This is a genomic window from Halorutilus salinus, from assembly GCF_026242195.1.
GTDB lineage: Archaea > Halobacteriota > Halobacteria > Halobacteriales > Halorutilaceae > Halorutilus > Halorutilus salinus.
This window is the reverse complement of the sequence record NZ_RKLV01000001.1, coordinates 292,453-316,034: the sequence shown is the minus strand read 5'-3', so window position 1 is coordinate 316,034 and position 23,582 is coordinate 292,453. Positions and strand designations below refer to the sequence as shown.

23 protein-coding genes, 1 tRNA gene and 1 pseudogene are annotated in these 23,582 nt (G+C 61.5%); 19 read left to right on the top strand and 6 right to left on the bottom strand.

From position 1 onward, the window contains the following. The coding region (locus EGH25_RS01690; RefSeq protein ID WP_338071860.1) for a transposase at positions 1 to 243 on the top strand (243 nt) is incomplete at its 5' end. Here the strand turns inward: EGH25_RS01690 and EGH25_RS01685 are convergent. Then, complete coding sequence (locus EGH25_RS01685) at positions 240 to 899, bottom strand: DUF5305 family protein (RefSeq protein ID WP_266085684.1); 660 nt, start codon at positions 897 to 899, stop codon at positions 240 to 242. The genes EGH25_RS01690 and EGH25_RS01685 overlap by 4 nt on opposite strands. A 16-nt stretch (positions 900 to 915) precedes the next feature. Between EGH25_RS01685 and EGH25_RS12065 the strand changes: the two genes are divergently transcribed. From EGH25_RS12065 to EGH25_RS01670, 3 genes are read left to right on the top strand one after another with little or no spacing between them, the layout of a single operon-like run. Next, on the top strand, positions 916 to 1,728 hold the full coding sequence (locus EGH25_RS12065; RefSeq protein WP_266085683.1) for a CARDB domain-containing protein: 813 nt from the start codon (positions 916 to 918) through the stop codon (positions 1,726 to 1,728). 3 nt (positions 1,729 to 1,731) lie between these two features. After that, entirely contained in the window at positions 1,732 to 2,850 is a 1,119-nt protein-coding gene (locus EGH25_RS01675; RefSeq protein ID WP_266085682.1) for a signal peptidase I, read from the top strand. A gap of 45 nt (positions 2,851 to 2,895) precedes the next feature. Further along, positions 2,896 to 3,342: an acyl-CoA thioesterase gene (locus EGH25_RS01670; protein WP_266085680.1), complete on the top strand. Its 447-nt coding sequence runs from the start codon at positions 2,896 to 2,898 to the stop codon at positions 3,340 to 3,342. Here EGH25_RS01670 and EGH25_RS01665 read toward each other — a convergent pair. Genes EGH25_RS01665 through EGH25_RS01655 form a run of 3 tightly spaced genes read right to left on the bottom strand, consistent with a single transcriptional unit; the run spans position 3,325 to position 6,804 of the window. Further along, complete coding sequence (locus EGH25_RS01665) at positions 3,325 to 4,116, bottom strand: SDR family oxidoreductase (protein ID WP_266085679.1); 792 nt, start codon at positions 4,114 to 4,116, stop codon at positions 3,325 to 3,327. The two genes, EGH25_RS01670 and EGH25_RS01665, sit on opposite strands and share 18 nt — an antisense overlap. 34 nt (positions 4,117 to 4,150) lie before the next feature. After that, on the bottom strand, positions 4,151 to 5,437 hold the full coding sequence (locus EGH25_RS01660; RefSeq protein ID WP_266085678.1) for a DUF4393 domain-containing protein: 1,287 nt from the start codon (positions 5,435 to 5,437) through the stop codon (positions 4,151 to 4,153). Continuing rightward, a complete protein-coding gene (locus EGH25_RS01655; RefSeq protein ID WP_266085676.1) occupies positions 5,434 to 6,804 on the bottom strand; it encodes a DUF445 domain-containing protein in 1,371 nt (456 codons plus the stop codon). The genes EGH25_RS01660 and EGH25_RS01655 overlap by 4 nt, the downstream gene beginning before the upstream one ends. A gap of 260 nt (positions 6,805 to 7,064) precedes the next feature. Between EGH25_RS01655 and EGH25_RS01650 the strand changes: the two genes are divergently transcribed. The 5 genes from EGH25_RS01650 to EGH25_RS12060 all read left to right on the top strand — a co-directional run bounded on the left by EGH25_RS01650 (position 7,065) and on the right by EGH25_RS12060 (position 12,292). After that, entirely contained in the window at positions 7,065 to 8,489 is a 1,425-nt protein-coding gene (locus EGH25_RS01650) for an FAD-dependent oxidoreductase (RefSeq protein ID WP_266085674.1), read from the top strand. Next, positions 8,486 to 8,626, top strand: a complete 141-nt coding sequence (locus tag EGH25_RS01645) for a DUF7967 family protein (RefSeq protein WP_266085672.1) — start codon at positions 8,486 to 8,488, stop codon at positions 8,624 to 8,626. The genes EGH25_RS01650 and EGH25_RS01645 overlap by 4 nt, the downstream gene beginning before the upstream one ends. Beyond that, a complete protein-coding gene (locus EGH25_RS01640; RefSeq protein WP_266085670.1) occupies positions 8,623 to 9,606 on the top strand; it encodes an MBL fold metallo-hydrolase in 984 nt (327 codons plus the stop codon). Before EGH25_RS01645 ends, EGH25_RS01640 begins: the two co-directional genes overlap by 4 nt. A gap of 43 nt (positions 9,607 to 9,649) precedes the next feature. Further along, entirely contained in the window at positions 9,650 to 10,663 is a 1,014-nt protein-coding gene (locus EGH25_RS01635; RefSeq protein ID WP_266085669.1) for a homing endonuclease associated repeat-containing protein, read from the top strand. Positions 10,664 to 10,924: 261 nt separating this feature from the next. Further along, entirely contained in the window at positions 10,925 to 12,292 is a 1,368-nt protein-coding gene (locus EGH25_RS12060) for an FAD-binding oxidoreductase (protein WP_266085694.1), read from the top strand. Positions 12,293 to 12,330: 38 nt separating this feature from the next. Here EGH25_RS12060 and EGH25_RS01625 read toward each other — a convergent pair whose 3' ends face one another. Next, positions 12,331 to 12,675 (bottom strand): hypothetical protein, encoded by a 345-nt coding sequence (locus tag EGH25_RS01625; RefSeq protein ID WP_266085668.1) that lies wholly within the window; start codon positions 12,673 to 12,675, stop codon positions 12,331 to 12,333. A 354-nt stretch (positions 12,676 to 13,029) separates the two neighbouring features. On the opposite strand from EGH25_RS01625, the gene EGH25_RS01620 reads away from it, so the two are divergent. The 4 genes from EGH25_RS01620 (at position 13,030) to EGH25_RS01605 (ending at position 17,553) form a co-directional block, all read left to right on the top strand. Further along, positions 13,030 to 13,638 carry a flavin reductase family protein gene (locus EGH25_RS01620; protein WP_266085666.1) on the top strand — a complete coding sequence of 203 codons (609 nt, stop codon included), beginning with the start codon at positions 13,030 to 13,032 and terminating at the stop codon, positions 13,636 to 13,638. Continuing rightward, a complete protein-coding gene (locus EGH25_RS01615) occupies positions 13,635 to 14,849 on the top strand; it encodes a M20 family metallopeptidase (RefSeq protein WP_266085664.1) in 1,215 nt (404 codons plus the stop codon). Before EGH25_RS01620 ends, EGH25_RS01615 begins: the two co-directional genes overlap by 4 nt. Continuing rightward, complete coding sequence (locus tag EGH25_RS01610; protein ID WP_266085662.1) at positions 14,846 to 15,844, top strand: hypothetical protein; 999 nt, start codon at positions 14,846 to 14,848, stop codon at positions 15,842 to 15,844. The genes EGH25_RS01615 and EGH25_RS01610 overlap by 4 nt, the downstream gene beginning before the upstream one ends. 143 nt (positions 15,845 to 15,987) lie before the next feature. Beyond that, complete coding sequence (locus EGH25_RS01605; RefSeq protein ID WP_266085660.1) at positions 15,988 to 17,553, top strand: cryptochrome/photolyase family protein; 1,566 nt, start codon at positions 15,988 to 15,990, stop codon at positions 17,551 to 17,553. Positions 17,554 to 17,642: 89 nt separating this feature from the next. Here the strand turns inward: EGH25_RS01605 and EGH25_RS01600 are convergent. After that, positions 17,643 to 17,717, bottom strand: a tRNA-Glu gene (locus tag EGH25_RS01600). A 282-nt stretch (positions 17,718 to 17,999) separates the two neighbouring features. Between EGH25_RS01600 and EGH25_RS01595 the strand changes: the two genes are divergently transcribed. The 6 genes and pseudogenes from EGH25_RS01595 to EGH25_RS12205 all read left to right on the top strand — a co-directional run bounded on the left by EGH25_RS01595 (position 18,000) and on the right by EGH25_RS12205 (position 23,581). Next, positions 18,000 to 18,770, top strand: a complete 771-nt coding sequence (locus EGH25_RS01595; protein WP_266085659.1) for a hypothetical protein — start codon at positions 18,000 to 18,002, stop codon at positions 18,768 to 18,770. A gap of 34 nt (positions 18,771 to 18,804) precedes the next feature. Then, a complete protein-coding gene (locus EGH25_RS01590) occupies positions 18,805 to 20,778 on the top strand; it encodes a DEAD/DEAH box helicase (RefSeq protein ID WP_266085658.1) in 1,974 nt (657 codons plus the stop codon). Between the two features lie 30 nt (positions 20,779 to 20,808). Next, positions 20,809 to 21,120, top strand: a complete 312-nt coding sequence (locus EGH25_RS01585; RefSeq protein ID WP_266085657.1) for a transcription factor S — start codon at positions 20,809 to 20,811, stop codon at positions 21,118 to 21,120. A 39-nt stretch (positions 21,121 to 21,159) separates the two neighbouring features. After that, positions 21,160 to 22,935 (top strand): hypothetical protein, encoded by a 1,776-nt coding sequence (locus tag EGH25_RS01580; protein WP_266085656.1) that lies wholly within the window; start codon positions 21,160 to 21,162, stop codon positions 22,933 to 22,935. Between the two features lie 52 nt (positions 22,936 to 22,987). Beyond that, positions 22,988 to 23,152 (top strand): annotated as a pseudogene (locus EGH25_RS12210) (helix-turn-helix transcriptional regulator); the annotation flags it as partial. A 129-nt stretch (positions 23,153 to 23,281) separates the two neighbouring features. Further along, complete coding sequence (locus EGH25_RS12205; RefSeq protein WP_420841076.1) at positions 23,282 to 23,581, top strand: helix-turn-helix transcriptional regulator; 300 nt, start codon at positions 23,282 to 23,284, stop codon at positions 23,579 to 23,581. Position 23,582: the final 1 nt, after the last annotated feature.

Below are 23,582 nucleotides of genomic sequence, written 5' to 3'. Positions count from 1 at the left end.
CGCGAAGAAGGTGTGAGACCGCTGATCAAACATCGTGAGTTCCATCCCATCGATCACGCGCATAACGCGCGGATCGATACGGATGACTACGGTCAGCGAGCACTCTCGGAAACAGTATTTTCGTCGATTAAACGCACGCTCGGCCACGCCGTGCGTTCCCGAACTTGGTACCGTGAATTCCGCGAAATCGTTCTCATGTGTTCAGTCTACAACATCAAACGAGCTGTTACACACCCGAATTAACTCATGTATGGCGATTCACCAGAGCCGTCAACTATATCTTCGAGGCTGTCGAGACGTACCTCGCCGTCGGCGTCGAACCGTGAGACGGAGCCACGGGATATCCAGTCGTCGAACTCGTCGCGTTCCTTGTCCGACTCCAGACGTTCGACTGTCTCCGTCGGGAGGTCGAAGACGCCCTGACGCCGTGCGACGAAGGTCGCCGAGGCTCCGAAGATACAGAAGAAGGCGACTATGAAAGAGACGTACGCTTCGAGGAACGACGGCTCAACCTCGTTTACGACCGTCTCCGTGGACGGATAGCTACGTCTACCGTCCGTCCGGGGTGCGACCGAGTAGGTACCTGCGCCGGGTTTGATTACGAGGGTTTCGTTCCTCGCCTCTGAGAAGTTCTCCCCGGCTACCCGTGTCTCTATCGCCGAGGTGGCGGAGACGAGAACCTGAACCTGACCGGGGGTAGCTCCGAGGTCGGTCTGTATCTCGTTTATGCTTTCGAGTAGCTCAGGGACGTCGGCTGAGAAGTTGACGGAGAGCGACTCACCCGGCTGTAGCTGTTCCGCCTCGGCGGATCGGCTGTCCTCGATAGATGTCCAGTACTCCACGGTTCTACCGTCGTCGTTTCCGACGGCGCGTATAAGGCTCGTTATCGACCGTATCAACCCGCAGGCGGAGACGGTGATCGAAGAGCTGTTCGTCGTCGGCTACGACGGCGAGGGAACCGCCGAGATCTGGATAGAACACGGCTCCGACGCGGTTACGTTCTACGACACCAACGGCTTGCCGATAGAGAATAAGACGGAGACGGACAGGATACTCCTCTCCAACAACGAGACGGAGCCTGTGGGTATGTCGGTCAAGACAGGCTCCTCAGGAGTAGCCGTGGACGAGGTTACTCTGATCGCCCTGCTTCCCGAACAGGATGGATTGGAGGTCGATATACCCGGAGGCGGTGGAACGCCCGCCACGGAGCCTGCTCCGCCCGAACCCGACACCCCTGAAACGGGGGACAGGGAACGTCTGTCGGTCGACATGGGCGAACTGAGCGTCAGCTTCAGACAGCCGGAGTTCGAGTTCACCACCTCCGTCTCCGATACCAACGTAGATATAAGAGCCGCGGGTATCGCAGGACAGGTGGCTACGGTGGTGAACGAGAGAACGCCCGATACGGAGGAGGAGATCGTCGTCGAGTCGACGGTACGGAACACGGGCACGGCTTCGGGTACCGTTACGGCGGCGTTACGTCTCAACGGACGTGTTGCCGACAGACGCCAGCTTGAGATCGGATCCGGACGGTCGAGGAACGTCTCTTTCAACGTCGGCTTCGACGAGCCGGGACGGTACGAGGTTGCTGTCGGGGATTCGGAGCCGGTTACGGTAACGGTTTCAGAGGTTGGCTCCGGCGTTCTGCCGTTAGCCGCCGTCGCTTTGCTCGCCTCGGTGTTCGCCGTCTACATGACGGTTCGCCGCCGGAGACAGGGGGATGAGTAGACGGTGCTAACGCCGAAGAGGATCGTTACAGCGATCTTCGTCGTCGCCGTAGCGGGGCTTCTCGCAGGACAGGTACTCGGATACCCTATCATACTGGGCTTCGTCGAGACGGGAAGCATGTCACCGTCCGTAGAGAAAGGAGACGGCTTCGTTGCCATACCTTCTTTCGTGACAGGATCGCCGTCGGTCGGCGACGTCGTTGTCTTCGAGGCGGAGGAGGTTCAGGACGGGGGTCTTGTTACACACAGGATAGTCGGTGAGACGGAGGAGGGTTACATAACAAAGGGCGACGCCAACCCGTTCACCGATCAGGACGGCGGCGAGCCGTACGTTACAGAAGACGACGTGCTAGCGGAGGCTCTGAGTATCGGCGGAACCGTCGTCGCAGTCCCACGTTTAGGTGTCGCGGTCAGAACGGCGCGTGGTACCGTGGCGGGTATCTTAGGCTTAGTCGGGATCGGTACCGCCGCGGGTACGCAGATAAGCGGCGTCGCTCTGTTCGTCTTCGGCGTCGCGCTCGTCGTGATCGCCTCCGTGGAGGAACGGGCTGGTGCGAGCGACAGGGACAGGAAGAGATCACGTAAACGCGGGTCGGTTATAGATTCGCGTCTGGTATTCCTCGGCTTCGCCGCCCTCATTCTCGTACCAGCCAACTTCGTGATGGTGGGTCAGAGCGGTGTACAGGAGATATCCACGGACGCGGGCGTGGAAGGTGTCGAACCGGGCGGAAGCCTCAACAGGGAGGTGACCGTACGTAACGACGGCTACATAGCGATGCTCGTGATCGTGGAGCCGACAGGGGAAGCCGAGGTTGAGAGGGGGTCGGTAGGTCTACCCGCGGGCGAAAAGACAACTGTGACCGTTACGACGCCGGTTCCCGAATCCGGAGGCAAGAGAACCGACGGTATACGCGATAACAGATACTTCCTACTGCTTCCCGAACCCGTGCTCCGGAGCCTCTACTCAGTAAACCCGTTGCTCGCACTCGTCGGTGTAAACGCCGTCCTCGTGGTCGGTATTGCGGGTCTCGTTGTCGGCTTACTCGGATACGGTAAGGTTCGTCTACGTGAGACCGAAAGCCCGAAGCCGTACGCAAAAGGTCTATGGAGCTTTCTGAGGTAGAACGGCGGTCTACAAGATTATAACAGAGCGTAACCTCCATACCGTATGCCGACCGTCACAGAGACGTACATAGAGAACCGCGACATCGTACAGCCTAACGACACGAACAACCACGACACGGCGCACGGCGGCGTCGTTATGCGTCTTATGGACGAGGCGGGCGCGATGAGCGCGATGAGGCACGCGGGTGAGACGTGTGTCACGGCGCACGTCGAAGGAATCGACTTCGCAAAGCCCGTTCCGCGCGGTAGTATCGCCGTCGTCGAATCGTGGGTGTACGACGTCGGCACGACGAGCGTACGTGTCCGTCTCAAGGTCGACAAGGAGGAGCCGCGGACGGGTGAGAGGGAGCGCACCGCGGGTTCGCGTTTCACCTTCGTCGCCGTCGACGAGGACGGTAGACCCGTCGAGGTTCCGCGTCTTGGCGTTGAGACCGAACGCGACGAGGAACTCCGTGAACGCGGTCTCCCCGACTCAGAAAAGACGGCGTAGAGCCATGTCACGTACCTTCGAAGGTAGGTATCCCGACGCAACCAGAGGCTTCGACGCCGGACCGACGGTGTAACGCGCGTCGGGGTCGTCCGCCTCCGCCGCCTCTACGACCGTCTCGGCGACATCCTCAGGCGACGACGCGAGTGTACCGCTCATAAGGTCGTTGGCGCGCTCCTTCAGACGGTCGTGTAGTTCGGCGTACGGTTCATCGGTGTCGAGGCTCTCCTCGACGCCTTCCTCAAAGCCCGTCTCTACACCGCCGGGTTCGACGAGGACGACATCGACGCCGAAGGGTGCGACCTCAACACGGAGGGCGTCGCTCAACGCTTCGACGGCGCTCTTCGACGCGCAGTAGGTTCCGACGCCGGGGAGTGATACGCGTCCGAGTACGCTCGACATGTTTACGATCGTACCGTCGCCCTGTTCACGCATGTACGGTAACGCCGACCGTACCAGCCTGTGAGGTCCGTGGAGGTTGACGTCGAACTGGTCGCGCGCGTCCTCAACGTCGATCGTCTCGACAGCGCCCGCGAGCGGATCGCCGGCGTTGTTGACGATACAGTCGAGGCGTCGCGTGTCGTCGGCGATACGGTCGACGGCTTTGTTCGCGTCGCCCTGTTTGGTAACGTCGAGTGAAAACGAAACGTCGCCCGCATCGACCTCGTCGGCGTCAAGATCGGTCGCGTAGACGCGCCATCCACGGCGGTCGAAGAGGCGCGCCGTCGCATCGCCTATACCCGACGCCGCGCCGGTCACGAGAACGGTGGGTTCCATACGGTTTCAGGGACGGCGCGCGACAAGAAGCTGTCTACTCCCAGTGGTCGTCGAGATGCGGGTTCCGTATACTGTCGCCGTTGGACACCTCCCCCGCGTCGTCCAAACCGTCGCCGAATGACCCGCCTTCGTCGTCGCCCCGGTTCCCGTCTCCGTTTCCGTTGGCACGATCCTGAGGAGGATGGTAGACGCTCGAAGCGTCGTCGGAGACAACGCCGAGGGGGAGACAGAAACGGCAGAAGTCGACGCCGAAGGGCGTAAGATGTATGCTCCTACGTACTACCTTAGGACGCGTGCATTCGTCGCGCGCCTCCATCACCTTCGGCTGAGCCTCGACGAGCTGGTAACGTCGTACGTCGTCGACCTGCTCGTCGGAGAACCAGACGAGTCCGAGACGTTGGAGGTTGTTGAGGTACGCCTGTGTCCTGTCCTCGTACCGACATCCCGCCTCTGTGCCGACCATCGAAAGACCCGCACCGACGAGTTCGGAGGTGACAGGTAGCCATCCGGAGTCACGTACATCGACGACGGGCTGGGGTCCTTCGGTAGCGAGGTAACGGAGCATACGCGCCTCGTCGGGCGAAAGCTGATCGAGTATGTCGGGGTACGCGGGATGTACCGACTCCTCGTACTCGACATCCGCCGAGAGTTCGAGGAGATGTTCGCCCCTCTCACGGAGGTCGGTGACATCCACGGTACCCTCTTGCCTACCGTTCTTCGCCCTCCGTTCCTCGGAGAAGTCGACGCCGACGCGATCCATCTCTTCGAGAGCGACGCGTTGCGACTCGGCGAGGAACTCGTCGAGCGAACGCGACGTGCCTACAGCTTGGAGCATACGCGCCCCTGTACGCACACCCGAACGGAGCGAGTAGCCCGCGAGACGCCGCGTGGTCGAGACGGCGATACGCGCGACCCACAGGGCGTCCCTGACGACATCGAGCAAGGACGGCGCTTCATCGACCTCCGACGGTTCGCGCGCGGGTTCGACAAGCGCCGCGCCGAAAGCCGAAAGGCTCCCGTCGATACGATCCGGTTCGACAGCGACGGGAAAGGTATCGGCGTTCCGTGCGACGGAGACGAGCGCCTCGGACTCTTCGTCCCCAAGCGGCGGTTCACCGCCTGCGAGGACGGCTTCGACGACAGACCGTGCGCGTTCCGTCAGGTCTGCGCCGCTGTCGATGGCGTCGTGCCCGGAACCCCGCTCGGACTCCCGTGTGCGCGAACCGAAGCGCCGGACGCGCACGTCAACGCCTTCCGCGCCGTCCGCGTCGCCTTCGCCGTCGGCGGCTTCCGTCGGCACGTCCTCGTTCCCTTCGGTCATAGACCGGTCACCACGAGTAGCTGTATCCATCCCGCGACGAATCCAAGGACTGCGCCGACCGCTATAAGCAACCATTCGTCCTCCTCGAAGGCGGGGCGTAGCATCAGGACGTACTCTTCGGGCGGAAGCTTCTTCATCTCTTTGGCGATCAGCTCCTTCATACGTATGCTCCTTTCGCGGTTGAACTCGGGATCCTTGAGGAGTTCGTAGCCGTACTCTATGGGTTCGGTGGCGAGCGCCTCACGCATCGCCTCGTAGCTCTCATCGCCAGTCGTCGCGCGGACGATCGGCTGTGCCGCGCCGACCGAACGGTCTATCTCAGGACGTAGAGAGTCACGTATCATCTTACGCGTCCTGTCCGACTTAGGACCGTACAGGAGATGGCGCGCTATGTTGCCGACGGTCAGAACCTCCTTGGCGACGATGGAGGCGTACTTGTCGACGCTCTCGTCCTGACGTTTGATAAACAGACCCTGTATACGGAAAGGTCCGACCTTGTACTCGTTTACGGGGTTGAATATAGCCTTGATAGCGATGAAGTTGGTCATATATCCGACGAGAGCGCCTGAGACGGGAAGAACCCACCACTGGTCGATATAGACGAACAGCGGTATGGATATACATCCGAGAAGTGTACCGAAGATGAGACCCGAGTTGATGAGGAACTTGAGTTCCCTGTCACCGACCTCCAGAAACATCCTGTTGAGAAGCTTGGGGTTGGCTTCGAGATGGTTGATTATCATCATCTTGACGTTCATCAGCTCGTTTATGTTCTTACCCGTCTTCTCGAAAAGACGGCTGGAGATCTCGGGCAGACGCGACTGTGTGTGTTCGTGTATCACGCGTTTGACGGATTCGGGTGCTTCGTCCCACAGGTCGGGGTACTCGGTTCTGAGTATGTCGTCTACGAGGGAGTGTATATCCTCCCTCCCCTCCTGAACGACGTACTGGGCGACGACATCCGGATCGAACTGCTCGTAGAACTCACGCTGACTCGCCACCTTCTCAACGCTGTTGTCGTAGGCTATACTACCCATCTTGGCGGCGCGCGAGGGGACGATACCCTGCCATCCGAACTTCCCCTCCATCATACCGGGTATCTGCTGTATCTTCCGCGGCATGAACTGCGAGATCTGATCCATTCCGGGTACCTTGAACCCGCGGAACTCTATAGGGTTGAACATCAGACGTATACCGACCCAGTTGGTGATGTAGCCGATGATACCCGTGATAGGAGGTATGAGGAGGAGACGTAGGTTGAGACCTGAGACGAAGGAGGTTATGTCCTCGACACCCGGAACCGACAGAGGAACGGTGTACGCGAGGCTGTCGACGACGGCGGACAGAGCCGGTTCGATAGTTTGCATCAACATACGACCACCCGATCCTTCGGCTACGAGCCTTCGAGCGCGCCGACGTTCGGTAAACGACCCCTGCCCCGTCCCCCGCCCGTGTGGGTTCGTCGTCCGTCGACACCCCGCCCGATTCCTGTCCGGGACATCCTCTCGTTGGAGCATAAAGCCTTTGATGTAGGTGGCGTGTTCCGCGCCGAGGTTAGATGTTTGTCGATATGACATTACCCTGCATTATCGTACGTTACAAGTAGACGCGGGGCTTATCCGGGGGCATGAAGCCTTTTGTTGTAATCGGCGGGGATGCCGCGGGTCTGAGCGCCGCGAGCAAGCTCAGACGTGACGACCCCGACCGCGACGTGATCGTCTTCGAGAAGGGTAGGTGGGTTTCGTACGCGCACTGCGGAACGCCGTACTTCGTCAAGGGTGACGTGGATCACCTTGTCGATCTACAGTCGCTGTCGCCTGAGGAGATAGACGGACGTGGTGTCGACCTGCGTAGGGAACACGAGGTCATCGATGTCACGACCGACGACAAGACGGTGACTGTCGAGGGATCCGACGGCAGGTTCGTTCAGGAGTACGGCGACCTTCTGGTTGCGACGGGTGCGCGCGCTTTCGTACCTTTCGACGGCGCGGAACTCGACCGTGTCTTTACGCTCCACGGTCTCGGCTCCGCGGCGAGGGTGCGCGCACTCCTCGAAGAGCCTGAGGGGTTCGACGTCGGTTCGTTAGGCGGTGGCGGCTACATAGACGAGGAGGAGGTGGCGCGGTACGGGAACGCCGAACCGCCTGAGACGGTCGCCGTGGTCGGCGGGGGTTACGTCGGTGTCGAGATGTGTGAGGCGTTCCGCGCCTATGACGTCGACGTAGATCTGTTCCAGCGCTCCGGTGAGGTTCTACCAGACTTCGGCGACGCCGTCGCCCAACGCGTGGAGGGGGTTATGCGGGAGAACGGCGTCACCGTACATACCGACACCGAGGTCGAAGCCCTCGTAGACGACGGCGAAGGCGGTGTCGGTGGGGTGGAGACGCCGGAGGGCACCGTGGGTACCGACGCGGCGCTCGTCGGTGTGGGTATACGTCCCAACTCCGAACCCGTCCCCGACGAGGTCGAGACAGGGGAAAGCGGTGCGATCGCCGTAGACAGGTACGGAAGAACGTCCGCCGAGGATGTCTACGCCGCGGGCGACTGCGCCGAGGCGCATCACGTCGTGACGGGAGGGACGACATGGGTACCGCTCGGTCTGACCGCGAACCGCGCAGGTCGTGCGGTCGGCGCGACCGTAGCGGGCGAACCGACGCCTACCGGGGGCGTCGCAGGCACGGCGACGGTCAAGGCGTTCGAACTCGAATGCGGACGTACAGGGCTGGTAGATGAGGAGGAGGCGCGCGCCGCGGGGTACGAACCCGTCGTCGAAACCGTCGACACGCGTTCGCGTGCGGGATACTACCCCGGCGGTTCGGAGATAACCGTACGTCTCGTCGCTGACCGCGGTACAGAACGTCTGTTAGGCGGCGCTACCGTGGGCGAGGATCGGTCGGCGATCCGTATCGACACGGTTGCGACCGCCGTCGAGGCGGGTATGTCGGTCGAGGAGGTCGAACGTCTCGATCTTGGGTACGCTCCGCCGTTTAGCCCCGTCTGGGATCCGGTTCTCGTCGCCGCGAAGGTACTCAACGGGAGGCTCCAAGGATGACCGTCGTATGGCTCGCCGAACGTACGTACTCCGACGACGAGGATCTCGCGTCCATGATAGACGACGAGACACGTCAGAGGTACGCCGCCGAGGCGAAACGTATGAAGAAGAAACACGAACCGGGGGAGGTCGTATGACGTTTTCCCCCGAACGTCTGAGCCTCGGAAACGAGGAGTTCGAGGGCGACAACTCGTCGTACGTCGTACGCGGAGAAGGCGAGACTGCGCTGATCGACACGGGTGTCTCGACGCCTGAGACGAAACGCGGTTTCGTGGGGAGTCTCGATGCCGTCGGCGTTGATGTCGCCGAGATCGACGACGTCTTCCTTACGCACTGGCACGCCGACCACACGGGTCTCGCGGGCTACGTTCAGGACGAAAGCGGCGCGACGGTGCATGTCCACGAGAACGACGCGCCGATAGTGGAGCAGGACGACGAGGCGTGGGACTCGATGTACGACGAACAGCGCCGTCTCATCGACGACTGGGGTATACCCGACGGTAAGAGCGAGGAGCTTCTGAGCTTCATGGAAGCTATGGAGCCTGCGTACGGCGAACCGCCGTCGGTCGAGACGTTCACTGACGGCGACCGTTTCGCTGTCGCGGGCGTCGAACTCGAAGCCTTAGGTGCGCCGGGTCACACGGCGGGTCTGACGTGTTTCGCGGTCGGCGAGACGGTCTTTACGGGCGACGCACTCCTCCCCGTCTACACACCCAACGTCGGGGGTGCGGACGTACGTGTCGAGAAGCCGTTGGAGAAGTACCTCGGTACGCTCGTACGTATCGCCGAACGCGGATTCGACCGCGCGTATCCGGGACACCGCGACGTTATAGAGAACCCGACGGGACGAGCGGGCGAGATACTCCGGCACCACAGGGAGCGCGCCGAACGCGTCGCCGGTGTTCTAAACGACCACGGGGCGCTCGATGCTTGGGAGGTCGGTGCGCATCTTTTCGGCGAACTCGAAAAGATACATATACTCCATGGACCCGGCGAGTCGTACGCGCATCTCGAACATATGGAGGACGCGGGTGCTGTAACGTCGTTCCGCGACGGAACCGTCAGGTACCGTTTGGACGACGACGGGGCGGTTGAGGACAGCTTCCCCGGTATCTGACGGTTACCGGGGAAAACATGTCGGTGCGCTCGTCTTATCAACCATGGTAGACAACGGTACGGAGGAAGCCCTTATCGACGAACTCCGGCGTCTGCACGACGCGCTCGGCGTTCCGCCTCGAACCGTCGACATGGGGAGGCACGGACGTTTCAGCCCCGCGCTCTACGCCGACCTGTTCGGTTCGTGGGACGAGGCGCTGGAGGCGGCGGGTATAGACGGCGAACCACAGCGTCCGTCCGAGGACACCGCCGAGAACGCGGGGGTTGCCGGGACGGTGTCGGACGACGGTTCGGTACACGACGGGAGGAGAGAGCGAGATGGTGCGGAAGGGGAAGACGGAGAGAGAGAAGTCGATGAAGGGGAGACGGAGGACGAAGGGAACGGGGTCGGTGAAAGAGGGACGAAGGAAGAGGAGGGTGAAGATGATGGGACGGAAGGAAAGAACGGGGCGGGCGAAGCCGGTGAGGGGGGAAGAGGGAATGAGAGAGACGAGGCTGACGAGAGGGACAAAAAGGACGAGGGCTTAGACGCGGTACGGAGATGCAACGACCGCGTCGAAGGCGATCCGACACCCGACGACCTCAGGGAACGCGGCTACTCGGTCAACGCCGTCCTCGAAGAACACGGGACGTGGAAGGAGGTTCTCGAAGCCGCGGGTCTGGAGACGGAGTACGTCGACCGATCGCCGACGCGTCGACGTGGTGAGGAGGAGAAGCTTCTCGACGACGTACGCCGGTACAGTAACCTCTACGATCGGAGACCGTCGGAGGAAGACCTGCGCGGTACCGAATGGATGCCTTCCCCGGAGGAGTACCGCGAAGCCTTCGGGGGTGTCGGCAAAGCTGTCGCCGAGGCGGTCGACGGAGACGACCGTAAACCCGACACCGAAGCCGACGAACTCGTCTCGGAGGTCAGACGTTACTACCTGAGACAGGGCGACTTACCCGACGCCGACGACGTACGTGCGACCGAATGGATGTCGTCGGTGGAGGAGTACCGCGAAGCCTTCGGGGACATGAGGGGCGCTGTCGAAGCCTCCGGTGTAGACGGCGGGTAACGCCGAGACAGTCTTTTTACGCGCGGCTACGTAGCCGTAACATGACCGACGAAGACCTAAGCTTCTGGGGATGGGGGTACGCGTCCAAGCTTCCCAACGACGACGAACGACGGAGGCTCGCCGAGATGGCAGAAACCTACCTCGGGTTTCCGGAGAGAACCTTGCTCGAAACACCGAAGCTCGAGGACGTAACCGTGCCGGCTTCGGGTATCGAACCGCCGTTTTCGTTCTGCACGACCGACGACGAGGAACGCGCGCGTCATACGTACGGAAAGGGGTCACCGCGACCTCGTACGCGGCTTCCACGGCGACTTCTCGCCCGCACCCGATGCCGTCGCCCGTCCGGAGAGCGAGGAGGATACCGTAGAACTACTCTCATGGGCTTCGTCGAACCGTGTGGCTGTGGTTCCGTTCGGTGGCGGTACGAGCGTTGTAGGCGGTGTTGAATGCGACGGATCCGGATACAGGGGCGTCGTCTCTCTCGACACCCGCTCGCTCGACGAGGTGGTTGAGGTCGATCCCGTTTCGAGATCAGCGCGTATACAAGCCGGTGCGACGGGTCCGCGTCTACAGGAACAGTTAGACGAACACGGTCTACAGCTACGCCACTACCCGCAGTCGTACGAGTTCTCGACGATCGGAGGCTGGTTAGCGACGCACGCGGGCGGACATTTCGCCACCGTCTACACCCATATAGACGACTTTGTGGAGAGCGTACGTATGGTCACGCCGTCGGGTGTCGTGGAGACACGCCGGCTTCCGCGTTCGGGTGCGGGTCCGGATCCGAACGCGTTTCTTCTCGGCTCCGAGGGGGCTTTCGGCGTCTTTACCGAGGCATGGATGCGCGTACAGCCGCGTCCCGAGTACCGCGCGAAGGCGACCGTAGCGTTTGACGACTTCGGTGACGGTGTGGGCGCAACACGCGAGATAGCGCAGGCGCGTCTCTATCCGGCAAACTGCCGTCTTCTCGACAGGAACGAGGCGGTGCTGAATCAGGTCGCGTCGACCAACCTTCTCGTCCTCGGCTTCGAATCGACCGACTCACCCGTTGACGAACGGCTCAGACGCGGTGTCGAGATAGCCGAGGAGTACGGCGGCGAGGTACGTGAGACGACGGTCGGTGACGACGACGAAGAGCACGGCGGTGCGGAGGGTGACTGGCGTAACTCTTTCTTCGAAGCCCCTTACCTGTTCAACGGTCTGGTCAGCATCGGCGTTCTGGTCGATACCTTCGAAACATCGGTAACGTGGGAAGGGTTCGACGCGTTACACGACGATGTTCGCTCCGAGGTCGTCGGCACCGCCGAGGATCTCTGTGGAGGCGGCTTTCTTTCGTGCCGTTTTACGCACGTCTACGAGGACGGTCCCGCGCCGTACTACACCATACTCGCGCCCGCCGACGTGGGGAACGAACTCGAAGGGTGGCGGGAGATAAAGAAGGTGGCGTCGGACGTTCTCGACAGACACGGTGCGGCGACCACACACCACCACGCCATCGGGCGTCTACACCGTGACGCGTACGAGAAAGAGACGCCCGATGAGTTCCGCGACGCGCTCCGTGCCGCAAAGGACGTTTTCGACCCCGACGGTATAATGAATCCGGGCGCTCTTCTGAGCCGGGAGGGTTGAGAGGCGTCTGCGTATCCATTCCACGTCTCTCTGCTTCCTCAGTCAGCGACAGCCGCGAGGTTGGCGGCGAGACCGCTGAAGACGAGTAGGACGGTGACGCCAAGGTTGGCTGTCTGACTGTTAAAGACGACGGGAACGGCGTCTATCGAGCCGCTGAAACCGTTTAGGACGCCCGCGACCACCAGCGTTACGCCGACAAGACCGAGTACGAGGCTACCGATTGTACCGAGACGGCTTCCGCCTCGGCTTTTCATAACCTCGGAGACCGCCTCCTCGACGTTCTCACGTACGCTGTCACCGACGTATTCGCGGAGAACCTCCTCCTTCTCGTCGAGTTCGTCGGCGCGCTCCGAGAGCTCTCGTTCGCGCTCCTCGATAGCCACCTCCCTGTCGTCGAGTTCCTCCTCGCGCTCCTGTATAACTGACTCCCTCTTGTCGAGGCTCTCCTTACGTTCGTCGAGTTCGCCTCGTGTCTCACGGAGTTCGCGTTCACGTTCCTCGATCTCCTCCTCCCTCCCATCGAGTTCGTCGGAGAAGTCGTCGAGTCCGCGTTTCGCTGTTCGAGTTCCTTCCGTTTCTTCCTTACCTCCTCCTCGGTCTCAGGCTGATCGTCACCGGGGAACGGGGTTTCGTCTTCTCTCATGGGCGTTTATCTCTTCGGACAGCATAAAACTGTATGGGTGGGGTGACCGAAACCGATTTACACCGGAAAGGGTTAGACAGTTAGGAGATAGATCATGACTGTTTCTGACGATACCGAACTCGTGACGTTACAGCCGGATCAGGCGTTGTTCGAGACTGTGTACACGCCGGCACCGCTGGTGATAGTCGGCACACGCGAACCCGACGGTTCCGACGACCTCGCGCCCAAGCATATGGCGTTCCCTATCGGATGGTCGGATCGTTTCGGCTTCGTCTGTACACCGGAGCATAGTACGTACAGAAACGCAAGGAGAACGGGCGTCTTCACCGTCAGCTACCCACGCCCCCAGAACGTCCTCGAAGCGACACTGTCGGCGGCTCCGCGTGACGACGAAGGCGACAAGCCATCGCTTAGCGAGGTAGAGACGGAGGTCGGCGACGAGGTCGACGCCCCCGTCGTCTCGGACGCGTATGCGGTTCTGGAGTGCGAACTCGAACGTACCGTCGACGACCTCGGCGAGGCGGGTATCGTCGCCGGCGAAGCGGTCGCCAAACACGTCCACACCGACGCTTACAGGAGCGACGACGACGAGTCCGAGGAGGTTTTTCAGCGCGCACCGTCGCTCGTCTACTTCTACCCCGACAGGTTCGCCGAGGTTGACGAGACACAGGCTTTCCCTTTCCCGGAGGGTTTCAGCCGATGACGGCGTCGGGTTCCAAAGCCGACGCCTCCGTCGAGGAACGTATACGCGACAGTGCGGAGAGCCACCGCGACGCGGTAGAGGACTACCTCCTCGAACTCGTCAGAACGGAGACGCCGACGGAGAACCCCGAGACGTTCGACGGCTTCTTCAACCGTCTCACGGAAGACCTCCGCGACGCGGGGTTAGAGACGGAGCGCATCGAGGGCGATGAGACGGGCGGACGTCTTGAGGCGTGGACGGAAGGCGCAGAGGAGGCTGACGAGGTTCAGCTTATCGTAGGGCACGCCGACACCGTCTGGCCCCTCGGAACCGTCGACGAGAACCCGCCGGAGGTACGCGACGACGTGCTTGAAGGTCCGGGTGCGCTCGACATGAAAGGCGGTCTGACGCAGGCTGTCTTCGCTCTCCGTATCCTCGACGAACTCGGTCTCGATCCGCCGCTCCCCGTCCACGTCCTGTTTTCGAGCGACGAGGAGGTAGGTAGCCCCGAGTCGAAGCCACGTATAGTCGAACTCGCGGGAAGCGCCAACCGTGTCTTCGTTCTCGAACCCGCGAGCGGTCCCGAAGGAAAGATCAAGGTTGCGCGTAAGGCGGTCGGGCATTTTACCGTTACCGTGGAGGGGAAGGCGGCGCACGCAGGTCTCGAACCCGAGGAAGGGGCGAGTGCGACGGAGGAACTCGGAAACGTCATCCACAGACTACACGACATGACGGACGTCGACTCCGGGGTGACGGTCAACGTCGGCGAGGTCGAGGCGGGTCTACGGTCGAACGTCGTCGCACCTGAGGCGCGCGCAGAGGTCGATGTCCGCGCACCCACGGAAGCGTCAGCCGAGGAGATCGAGAAAGAGATACGTGGTGTAGAGGCGTCGACGCCGGGTACCCGGCTATCCGTCGAGGGCGGATTCGGTAGACCGCCGATGGAACGGACGCCGGGCAACCGTCTTCTGTGGGAGACGGTCGAGGAGACGGGGGAACGTCTCGGTCTTTCGGTCGAAGGGACGCGTTCGGGAGGCGCGAGCGACGGAAACGACGCGAGCCAGCACGCACCTACGGTGGACGGATTCGGTGCTGTCGGCGACGGTGCTCATCAGGAGTTCGAGTACGTCGATCTCGACATGCTCATCGACCGCGTCGCACTCCTCGGTGCGTGTCTCCTAAACGAACCTTTACCGAGCGATCCGGGGAACGAGACGGAGGGCGATCCATGACCGCGGACGTACACGGCTCCGTGACACGTATCGCAGACCTCAGAGAGCGCGGGTACGAGGTCGAGGCGCGTCCGAAGGACGACTGGGCGAGGGGCGACTACGTCTTGGCGCGCGTTACGCACCGTCCCGACCCCGACGTTAGGATGGAGAACCCGGTGGGTCGGCGCGTCGAACTCATGGAAGGCGAAACCGTCGTCGGCGCTCTCGGAACCCGGCGCGCAACACGTGGCTTCGTCGGGAGCTGGCGCGATGTAGGCGACGACGGGGTTATGAACGTCATGACGGGCGGTGGAGTCCTCGGCAATGTAACCTCGACATCGCCGTACAGCCCCTCGCCCATAGAGATCGTGTACGAGGGTCACGTCGTGACGGACACGGGAGCGGAGAGAATGCGCGACAACGCGGTGGAGGGCGAAGCTTCACCGTCGGATACGCCGGTGGTTCTCGTACTCGGAACGAGCATGTCGTCGGGGAAGACGATGAGCGGACGTGTCGTTACACGCGTACTCGTCGAGAACGGGTACGACGTGGCGGCGTGTAAGCTCACGGGCGCGGGAACCTACGGCGACATACTTTCGATGGAGGTCGCGGGCGCTGAGCCTATCTACGACTTCGTGGACGCGGGTCTTCCGACAACGGTCGTTCCCCAAAACCGGTACACGGAGGCTGTCAAACCCGTCCTCGGACGTATGGGGAAAGCCGATGTCATCGTAGCCGAGGTCGGCGCGAGTCCCCTCGAACCGTACAACGGCGAAGCCGCTGTGGGTATGGTCGAGGACAGTGTAGCGTTCACCCTTCTGTGTGCGACCGACCCTTACGCCGTCGTCGGTATCGAGGAAGCCTTCGGACACCCACCCGACCTCGTCGCGGGGATTGCGACCAACACGACCGCTGGCGTCGATCTCGTCGAACGTCTCACCGACTGCTCGGCGCTCAACCTTGGGGACGAGAGCGCCAAGGAGCCGCTGGCTGAGATGCTTCTGGGGTCTATCTAACTGGACACGCCGAACCGGCTTCGTGGGGCACGCGCGGTTCGTCTCGACGTAAACCGTAACACGGGTAAGCCGAGCAGTCCGTCACGGGTAGCGGAACCCGCCTCTGTCCCCGTCTATATACGTCGCGGACACGTGGTATGGGTATGAAGCCCAAGGTGGGTTCGCCACCCGACTACACGCTCGACGACGACGAGATACCGTGGGTGCTGGGTACACAGCTCAACGAGGACGCAGGACCCCTCGGTCGTGTCGACGGAGGTAAGGTTCTGATGGTGGAGTCACACGGTTTCGCACGGAGGAAGCCGTACCACGCACAGAAGCTCACGCTCGTCTTCTCCGCGATGCGGTGTTTCCGTGACCGTCTCTCGGACGAGGGGTACGACGTCGTCTACCGGAAGGGCGAGAGCTTCGCCGAGGCGCTCGGAGCCTTCTTCGACGACTACCCGGATACGACGCCGGTTGTTATGAGAAGCCCGAGCTACGGCTCCGCCGACGGTCTCCGCGATGTCGCGCGCGAGGCGGGCGGGGAGGTACGCGTCGTCGAGAACGAACTGTTCGTCAGCACACGCGAAGCCTTCGACTCTTGGGCTGACTCGACCGAATCGGACGCGTTCAGGCACGAGACGTTCTACCGCTGGATGAGACGACGCTCCGGCGTTCTGATGGACGGCGACGAGCCGGAAGGCGGGGACTGGAACTACGACGACCAGAACCGCGAGTACCCGCCGGAGGGGTGGGGGTCACCCGACGAGCCGAGTTTCGAACACGGCGAGATCGTCGACGAAACCGCCGACATGGTCGCGGAGGGTTTCGAAACATGGGGCAAGGCTGTCGACGCGTCAGGTTTCCCCTGGCCTGTGACACGCGAACAGGCTCTCGACGCCCTCTCCGTCTTCGTCTCGGAGCGCCTCGGAACGTTCGGCTCTTATCAGGACGCGATGGTCTCCGACGACTGGTCTGTCTCCCACTCCCTACTCGGCTCTTCGATAAACCTCGGTCTTCTCCATCCCGTGGAGGTCATAGAGGGTATAGAGGAGACGTACCGCGAGGGCGACGCACCCATAAACTCCGCCGAGGGTGCTATCAGGCAGATACTCGGATGGCGCGACTTCATGCGGCACGTCTACAGGCACTCGATGCCCGAACTCGCAACGGCGAACCGGCTCGACGCGGAGCACGACCTACCCGAACTGTACTGGACGGGCGAGACGGATATGGAGTGTCTACGGAGCACCGTCGAGGACGTACGCGAACGCGGCTACTCGCACCATATACAGCGCCTCATGGTGCTCGCCAACTTCGCCACGCTCTGGGGCGTCGTCCCCGAGGAGCTGAACAGATGGTTCCACGCAACCTACGTCGACGCCTACCACTGGGTGACGACGCCCAACGTGATCGAGATGGGTATGTACGGTAGCGGCGTATTCGCAACAAAGCCGTACGTCTCGTCGGCGAACTACATAGACGAAATGTCGGACTACTGCGGTTCGTGTCCGTACCACAAGACGAAGGACACCGGCGAGGACGCGTGCCCGTTCAACGCGCTCTACTGGGACTTCCTCGACAGGAACGAGGATGAACTCCGTTCGAACCACCGCATGAGCCTGATGTACGGTCACGTCGACGACAAACGCGGTTCGGGTGAGATGGAGGATATACACGAACGCGTCGAGGAGCTACGGAGGATGGAGGAAGACGGGGTGCTGTGAGTTTACGCTGTTCCGTCAGGGATTTGAACTCGGTCGCTCCGAAAGTCGCTCACTGTTCAAATCCCTTGCTCGCAAAAATCTACGGCTTTTGCTCCGTCAGGGATTTGAACCCTGGTCATTGCCTCGAGAGGGCAATATGATTGGCCGGACTACACCAACGGAGCGCTCGTGCCTCGCGCTCCGAGCCTTCCGCTTGCACGGAAGACAACGGAGCTTCAGATCCGCTCTGTTCCGCGGTCTGTGCTTTCACGCGCGGCGGCGGAACGCGGATTGTGGTATACCCGTCCGGATATTAACGCTTGTGTTTTCCGTGACAGGACGCGTCGGAGACGGTATTAAACGGTGCTGAAACGTCTAAACTGTCGCGGAGAAAGACACGTACCCTGAACTCTTCTGAACTATGAGAACTGGTTTAACCGCGACCCTCGTAGGGATACGCAAGATAGATGAGAGCTTCCACCACCGTCTTCGTCTCTCTCCTGATAGGGATCGTGCTTCTAACGGGGACTGCGGGTGCTCTTAGCGTCACCGTCGCCGAGGGCGAGAGCGATATAACCGTGGAGGTGAGCCAAGAGGGCGACGGTGTTGGAGGTGCAAACGTGACCGTCTCCGGGGTTACGGGTGAGACGCCTCTCGACGGTGAGTACGTGACCAACGACGACGGACGTGTGGTTTTCGACGAGGACGCGACCTCTCAGCTTTCGGGTGTGATCCATCTCCGTGTGACAGTCGACCACGCGGGTTCGTACAAGTCGGTTCTTACGACGTTCACGAGGGGTCCCGAAGCGGGTTCGACGCCTATCGGTCACAGGATCTCGATGAGCCTTCAGGAACCCGTGGCGGGTACACACGGGAAGATAATGGGGAGGTTGAACGCCGGCGACGAGGGAGGTTCGGAGGTACACGCGACGGCGGACAGGATCGATATACTCCTTTCTAACCTGAGCGACGCCAAGTTCCGGCGTGAGGTTCTCGGAAGGGATCTTGCGGCGGGTGAGATCTCCGCTTCGGAGTTCTACCTCGGTGCGGTCAAGAACGCGCGTCGGTCGGCGATGTTGAGGGGCGCGCTGAACGAGAACGTCGACGTTCTGACCGACTACGACGACGAACGTCTGCGTGACGAGGGTATCGATGTCAGGGAGCTTCAGGCTCTGAACGAGAGCCTGAACAGGGGTGGTGCGGTCGATACCGACAGACGTCTGTTGGAAGGGGAATAGGAAGAAAGATACGCGCCGACGGCTTTTGTCGCCCATGCGTCTGTTGGTCTCGCCCGACGGTGACGGCTACAAGGTGCTTCCGTCGAAGGGCGGCGAGACGGTGTTTCACGGTCGTCTGGAGGTGCGCGAGACGTCTAAAGGTCCACGTCCTGCGAAGCTACGCGTACGCCGCGACGGCGACGACGAGACGCGACAGCCCGACGAGTTCATAGACCTCGCGCGTATGGCTGACGGTGTCGTCTACCCCGCGAGCGCCGACGGCTTCGGCGAGATGGCGGAGCTACTCGACGCGTACGACGTCGGACTGGGAAGGGAGGAGGTCTGCCGTCTCTGTCTTGTAAACGGTAGGTTCACGTCGCTGTGGAAGAACGACGCCGTTCTGTACGACGGCGAACGTATATGCGTCGACTGCGCGCGCGACGAACTCAGACGCGAGGCGTCGTTCCGCGGTGTCTCGTCGGCGACGCGCGACCGTCTCAACGATCTACTGCGGCGCGTCGGTGAGGTAGACAAGGTCGTCGCCCTCCTCGAAGGAAGCCTCGATCCGGAGCTTACCAAGTTCGACGAGATGGACGAGAACGTCGCCGAGTCGGTACCTGTCGAGGATACGCCGTTGAGCGACGAGGTGCGCGAACTGCTGGAGTTCGACTCTCTCCTCCCCGTACAGGCGGAGAGCCTCGGAGCCGGTCTTCTCGACGGTAACGATCTTCTCGTAGCGAGCGCGACTGCGACGGGGAAGACGCTCGTGGGCGAGATCGCGGGTCTGCACAACCTCACCGAGGGGCGAGGAAAGACCCTGTTTCTGGTGCCTCTCGTCGCGCTCGCAAACCAGAAGTACGACCGTTTCGACGACCTGTACGGTGACCGTTTCGACGTTACACAGCGTGTGGGTTCGAACCGTATCTCTGCGCGCGAGAACCGTTTCGATCCCGATGCCGGGATAGTCGTCGGTACGTACGAGGGCGTCGACCATTCGCTCCGTACGGGACGCGACCTCGGAGACGTGGGTACGGTCGTTATCGACGAGGTGCACAACATGCAGGACGACGACCGTGGGCACCGACTCGACGGTCTGGTGGCGCGTCTCCACGAGGCGCACGACGCACAGTACGTCTACCTTTCGGCGACGGTCGGCAACCCGGAGGCGCTCGCCGACGCGCTCGGTGCGCGTCCCGTCGAGTACGAGGAACGTCCCGTGCCCATAGAACGTCATCTTACGTTCGCCGAGGGTACTGAGAAGGGCGACATCGTCGAACGTCTCGTAAAGAGGGAGTACAATCAAAAGTCGTCGAAGGGTTACCGCGGGCAGACGATCGTCTTTACGAACTCACGACGACGTTGTCACGAACTCGCGGGTTCGTTACCGAGCGCCTCGGCGTACCATGCGGGTCTATCAGGCGGTGAAAGGAAGAGCGTCGAACGCGCGTTCGGCGAACAGGAGGTTGCGGCGGTCGTCACGACGGCGGCGTTGGGCGCAGGCGTCGACTTTCCGGCGTCGCAGGTTATCTTCGAACGTCTCGCCATGGGGATCGAATGGCTCACCGTCGGCGAGTTCGAACAGATGCTCGGACGCGCAGGACGCCCCGACTACCACGACCGGGGTGTCGTCTACGTACTCGCCGAACCCGACGCCGTCTACCACAACAGCATGGAACGGACGGAGGACGAGGTCGCGCTTGACCTTCTCAAGGGCGAGACGGAGGACGTCGTCGTGGAGTACACGCAGGAGGCGGCGGACGAACAGGCGCTTGCGAACGTCGCCTTCGCGGGTGACGAACACAGACGTGTCTCTGAGGCGCTTCTCGGCGGGTTCGATATCGACCGCGCCCTCGGACGGCTACGCGACGCGGGTCTCGTACGCGGCGACGAGATCACGCGTCTCGGACACGTCTCAGCGTCGCGTTTCCTTTCCCTCGAACAGGCGACGACCGTCATAGAGAGCGTCGAGGCGGGCGACGACCCTCTCGACACCGTCGCCGAACTCGAACTACTCGACGCGAACGAGTAGCTTAAAGTGTACGGACGAGGTTGGGCGTACATGGAGTTCTGCCCCGAATGCGGCTCTATGATGTACCTCGAAGACGGCGTCTTCGAGTGCGGCGAGTGCGGTGCTGTCAAGGTTCAGGAGGAGGAGACGGAGTACACGTCGACCGAGGAGGGAGGACGTGACGACGTGACGGTGATGGAGGACGCCGAGGACAAGGGTCTGCCGACGACCGACGAGACGTGCCCCGAATGCGGAAACGACGAGGCGTACTGGTATCTACAGCAGACGCGCGCCGCCGACGAGTCGGAGACGCGTTTCTATATCTGTACGGACTGCGACCACAAGTGGCGGGGTTACGACTGACGGAAAGCTTTTAACTCAGCCGGCGTCTCTGTAATGTAGTTGAAACGTATAGGCGCGACCCGCGAAGCCGGTGTCTCGGAGGTGATCGGCGTTGTTCTGATCATAGGCTTAGCCGTTACGCTTATTGCAGTCCTACAGGTCTCCGCCGTCCCTATCTGGAACGAGGCTGTCGAGATAGACCACAGTAGGGAGGTGCAGGACGAGATGGTAGGTATGCGTGAGGCTATACTGACGACAGCAGGAACCGGCGGAACGCGTTCCGTATCCGTCAAGCTGGGTACGGGCTACCCCAACCGTATCGTTCTGCGTAACCCGCCCGCGTCGACGGGGACGTTGAGAACCGTCGGTGAGGGGCAGGTTTCGGTAAACAACCTTAGCTTCGGGGGCGGTGACAGTAACGCCGACGGCTACTGGAGAGACGTCGACCCTAACATACAGACGCGCGCGCTCGTCTACACCCCCGACTACAACGAGTACCTCGACGCGCCCGATACGGGTTACGGGAACACCGTCGTCTTCAATCAAGGAAACGGCGAGGCGGCGCTGTCCGATGGTGTGCTCGTCGACGGCGACGTTATAACACTCCCGGTGCTGAACGGAACCGTCTCGGAGACGGGAAGCCGTAGGGTGACCGTCGACCTACGTCCGCGGAGCGTCTCAACCGACGCCGTAACGGTCAATCGGAGCGGGGCAGGTCCGCATTTTGGGATGCCGACGCGTCTGTCTCAGGACACATGGGACTCGCTCCTCGGCGACGAACAGGGGATTAGCCACGATGTCGACGGGGGTAGGCTCGAACTCACGCTTACGGATGAAGACGAGGAGTACCGTCTCCGTATGGCGGAGGTAAGCGTCGACGGCTCCGGGGCGGATCTCGCGCCCGCTTACATCACGAAGGTCGACGCCCTCTCGGTCGACGAAAGGATAGTCGTGGAGGTACGCGACAAGTACAACAACCCTCTCGCGGGCGCGGAGGTTGAGGCTTCGAGCAACTGCGAACGGGGGTCGCGCACGACGGGTCAGGAGGGGCGCGCGACCTTCGACTGCGACAGATCTCAGGAGACCGTCCTGTCGATAAACGGAACCGACAGAGAGGGGTACGAGGAGGTGAGGGTTCCCGACGAGGATGGGGCGGTCACCGCCAGACCTGAGGTGGACTCGGCTACCCTTACAAAGGACGGCACGAGATTCGAGAATAACTCCGTCGGTGCCACACAGTACACGGTCGACTACGAGGTATTATCGGTGAGTGACGTCGGTCTCAGGAGCGTTCTGATCACCCTACTCGACGCGAACGATGACGACGACGTAATTACCTCGGCGAGCAACGTACTGAACGGACAAGGAAGCTACACGGGTAGATGGGTCTCACCGTGGCTGAAGAACGGAACCTACGAGCCGGACGATGTGAGCGCCAACATAACAGTCGTCGACGAGGCGGGTAACTCGAACTCATCCACCGTGGATGAGAACGGAGGCGTATCTCCGGATCCGCCCAACGGGGGTGAGGAAGAGGAGTTCACGAGTCTGACAGCCGAGGTCGATATACAAGAACAACAGGATAGGATAAGGAGAGGGGAGTTCAGCTACAGTCTGGGTTCGAGTAGCACGGTGGAGTTCAGCATAGTGGAATTCGATACCGAAACCGTGACAGGTTCATCGGGAGACGTGACGGTAAAGGGTTCAGGGCAGTACGACCTGCCCGCGACGCTCAGGGGTGATATTCAGGGCGGCGAATGCTTGGAGATAGAGGTGCCGTCGGGTACGGACGACGGAGTGACGTTCGATCTCGTCGCGGACGGAACCGGGTGTTAAGCACAGTAGTCCCAAACCACTATAAGCCACGCACAGGTGTGTAACACAAACGATGACACCAGACCTTTCGGAGAACGAGCGGGATGCGGTGGAGTATATCAGGTCGGCGGGCGACGCCTACCAGAGCAAGCTCTGGAAGGAACTCGACGTTACGAGCAGGACGGGAAGCCGTATCGCCAAACGGCTGGAGGAGAAGGGCGTCGTTAAACGCGAACAGACGACACACGACGGGAACAACACGTACAGGCTCGTCCTCGCCGAGGAGTACCGCGACGACGACGCCGAGGAAGAGGAGGACGAACCCGCGACAGCGGGGTACGAACTCGAATCCGTTGAGCGGCGAGCGTTGCGCCTCATAGAGTCGGAGGACGGTCTCCCACAGAGTCAGCTCTGGAAGGAGCTCGACGTTTCGAGCCGTAAAGGAAGCCGTATCGCAAGCAAGCTCGAAGACCGCGGTCTCGTGGAGCGTGAGGAGGGTGTGCACGAGGGGAACCGGACGTACATACTGTACCCCGTGGTCGAAAAGCTCGACTACTCCCTGCTCGTCGCGGGCGACATGATATCGCCGTTCATAGGAGAGGAGAACCCCGATCCGCGTTCGGGTAGCTTCACCGAGTGGGTGTACGAACTCGCGTACAGCGAGTAGG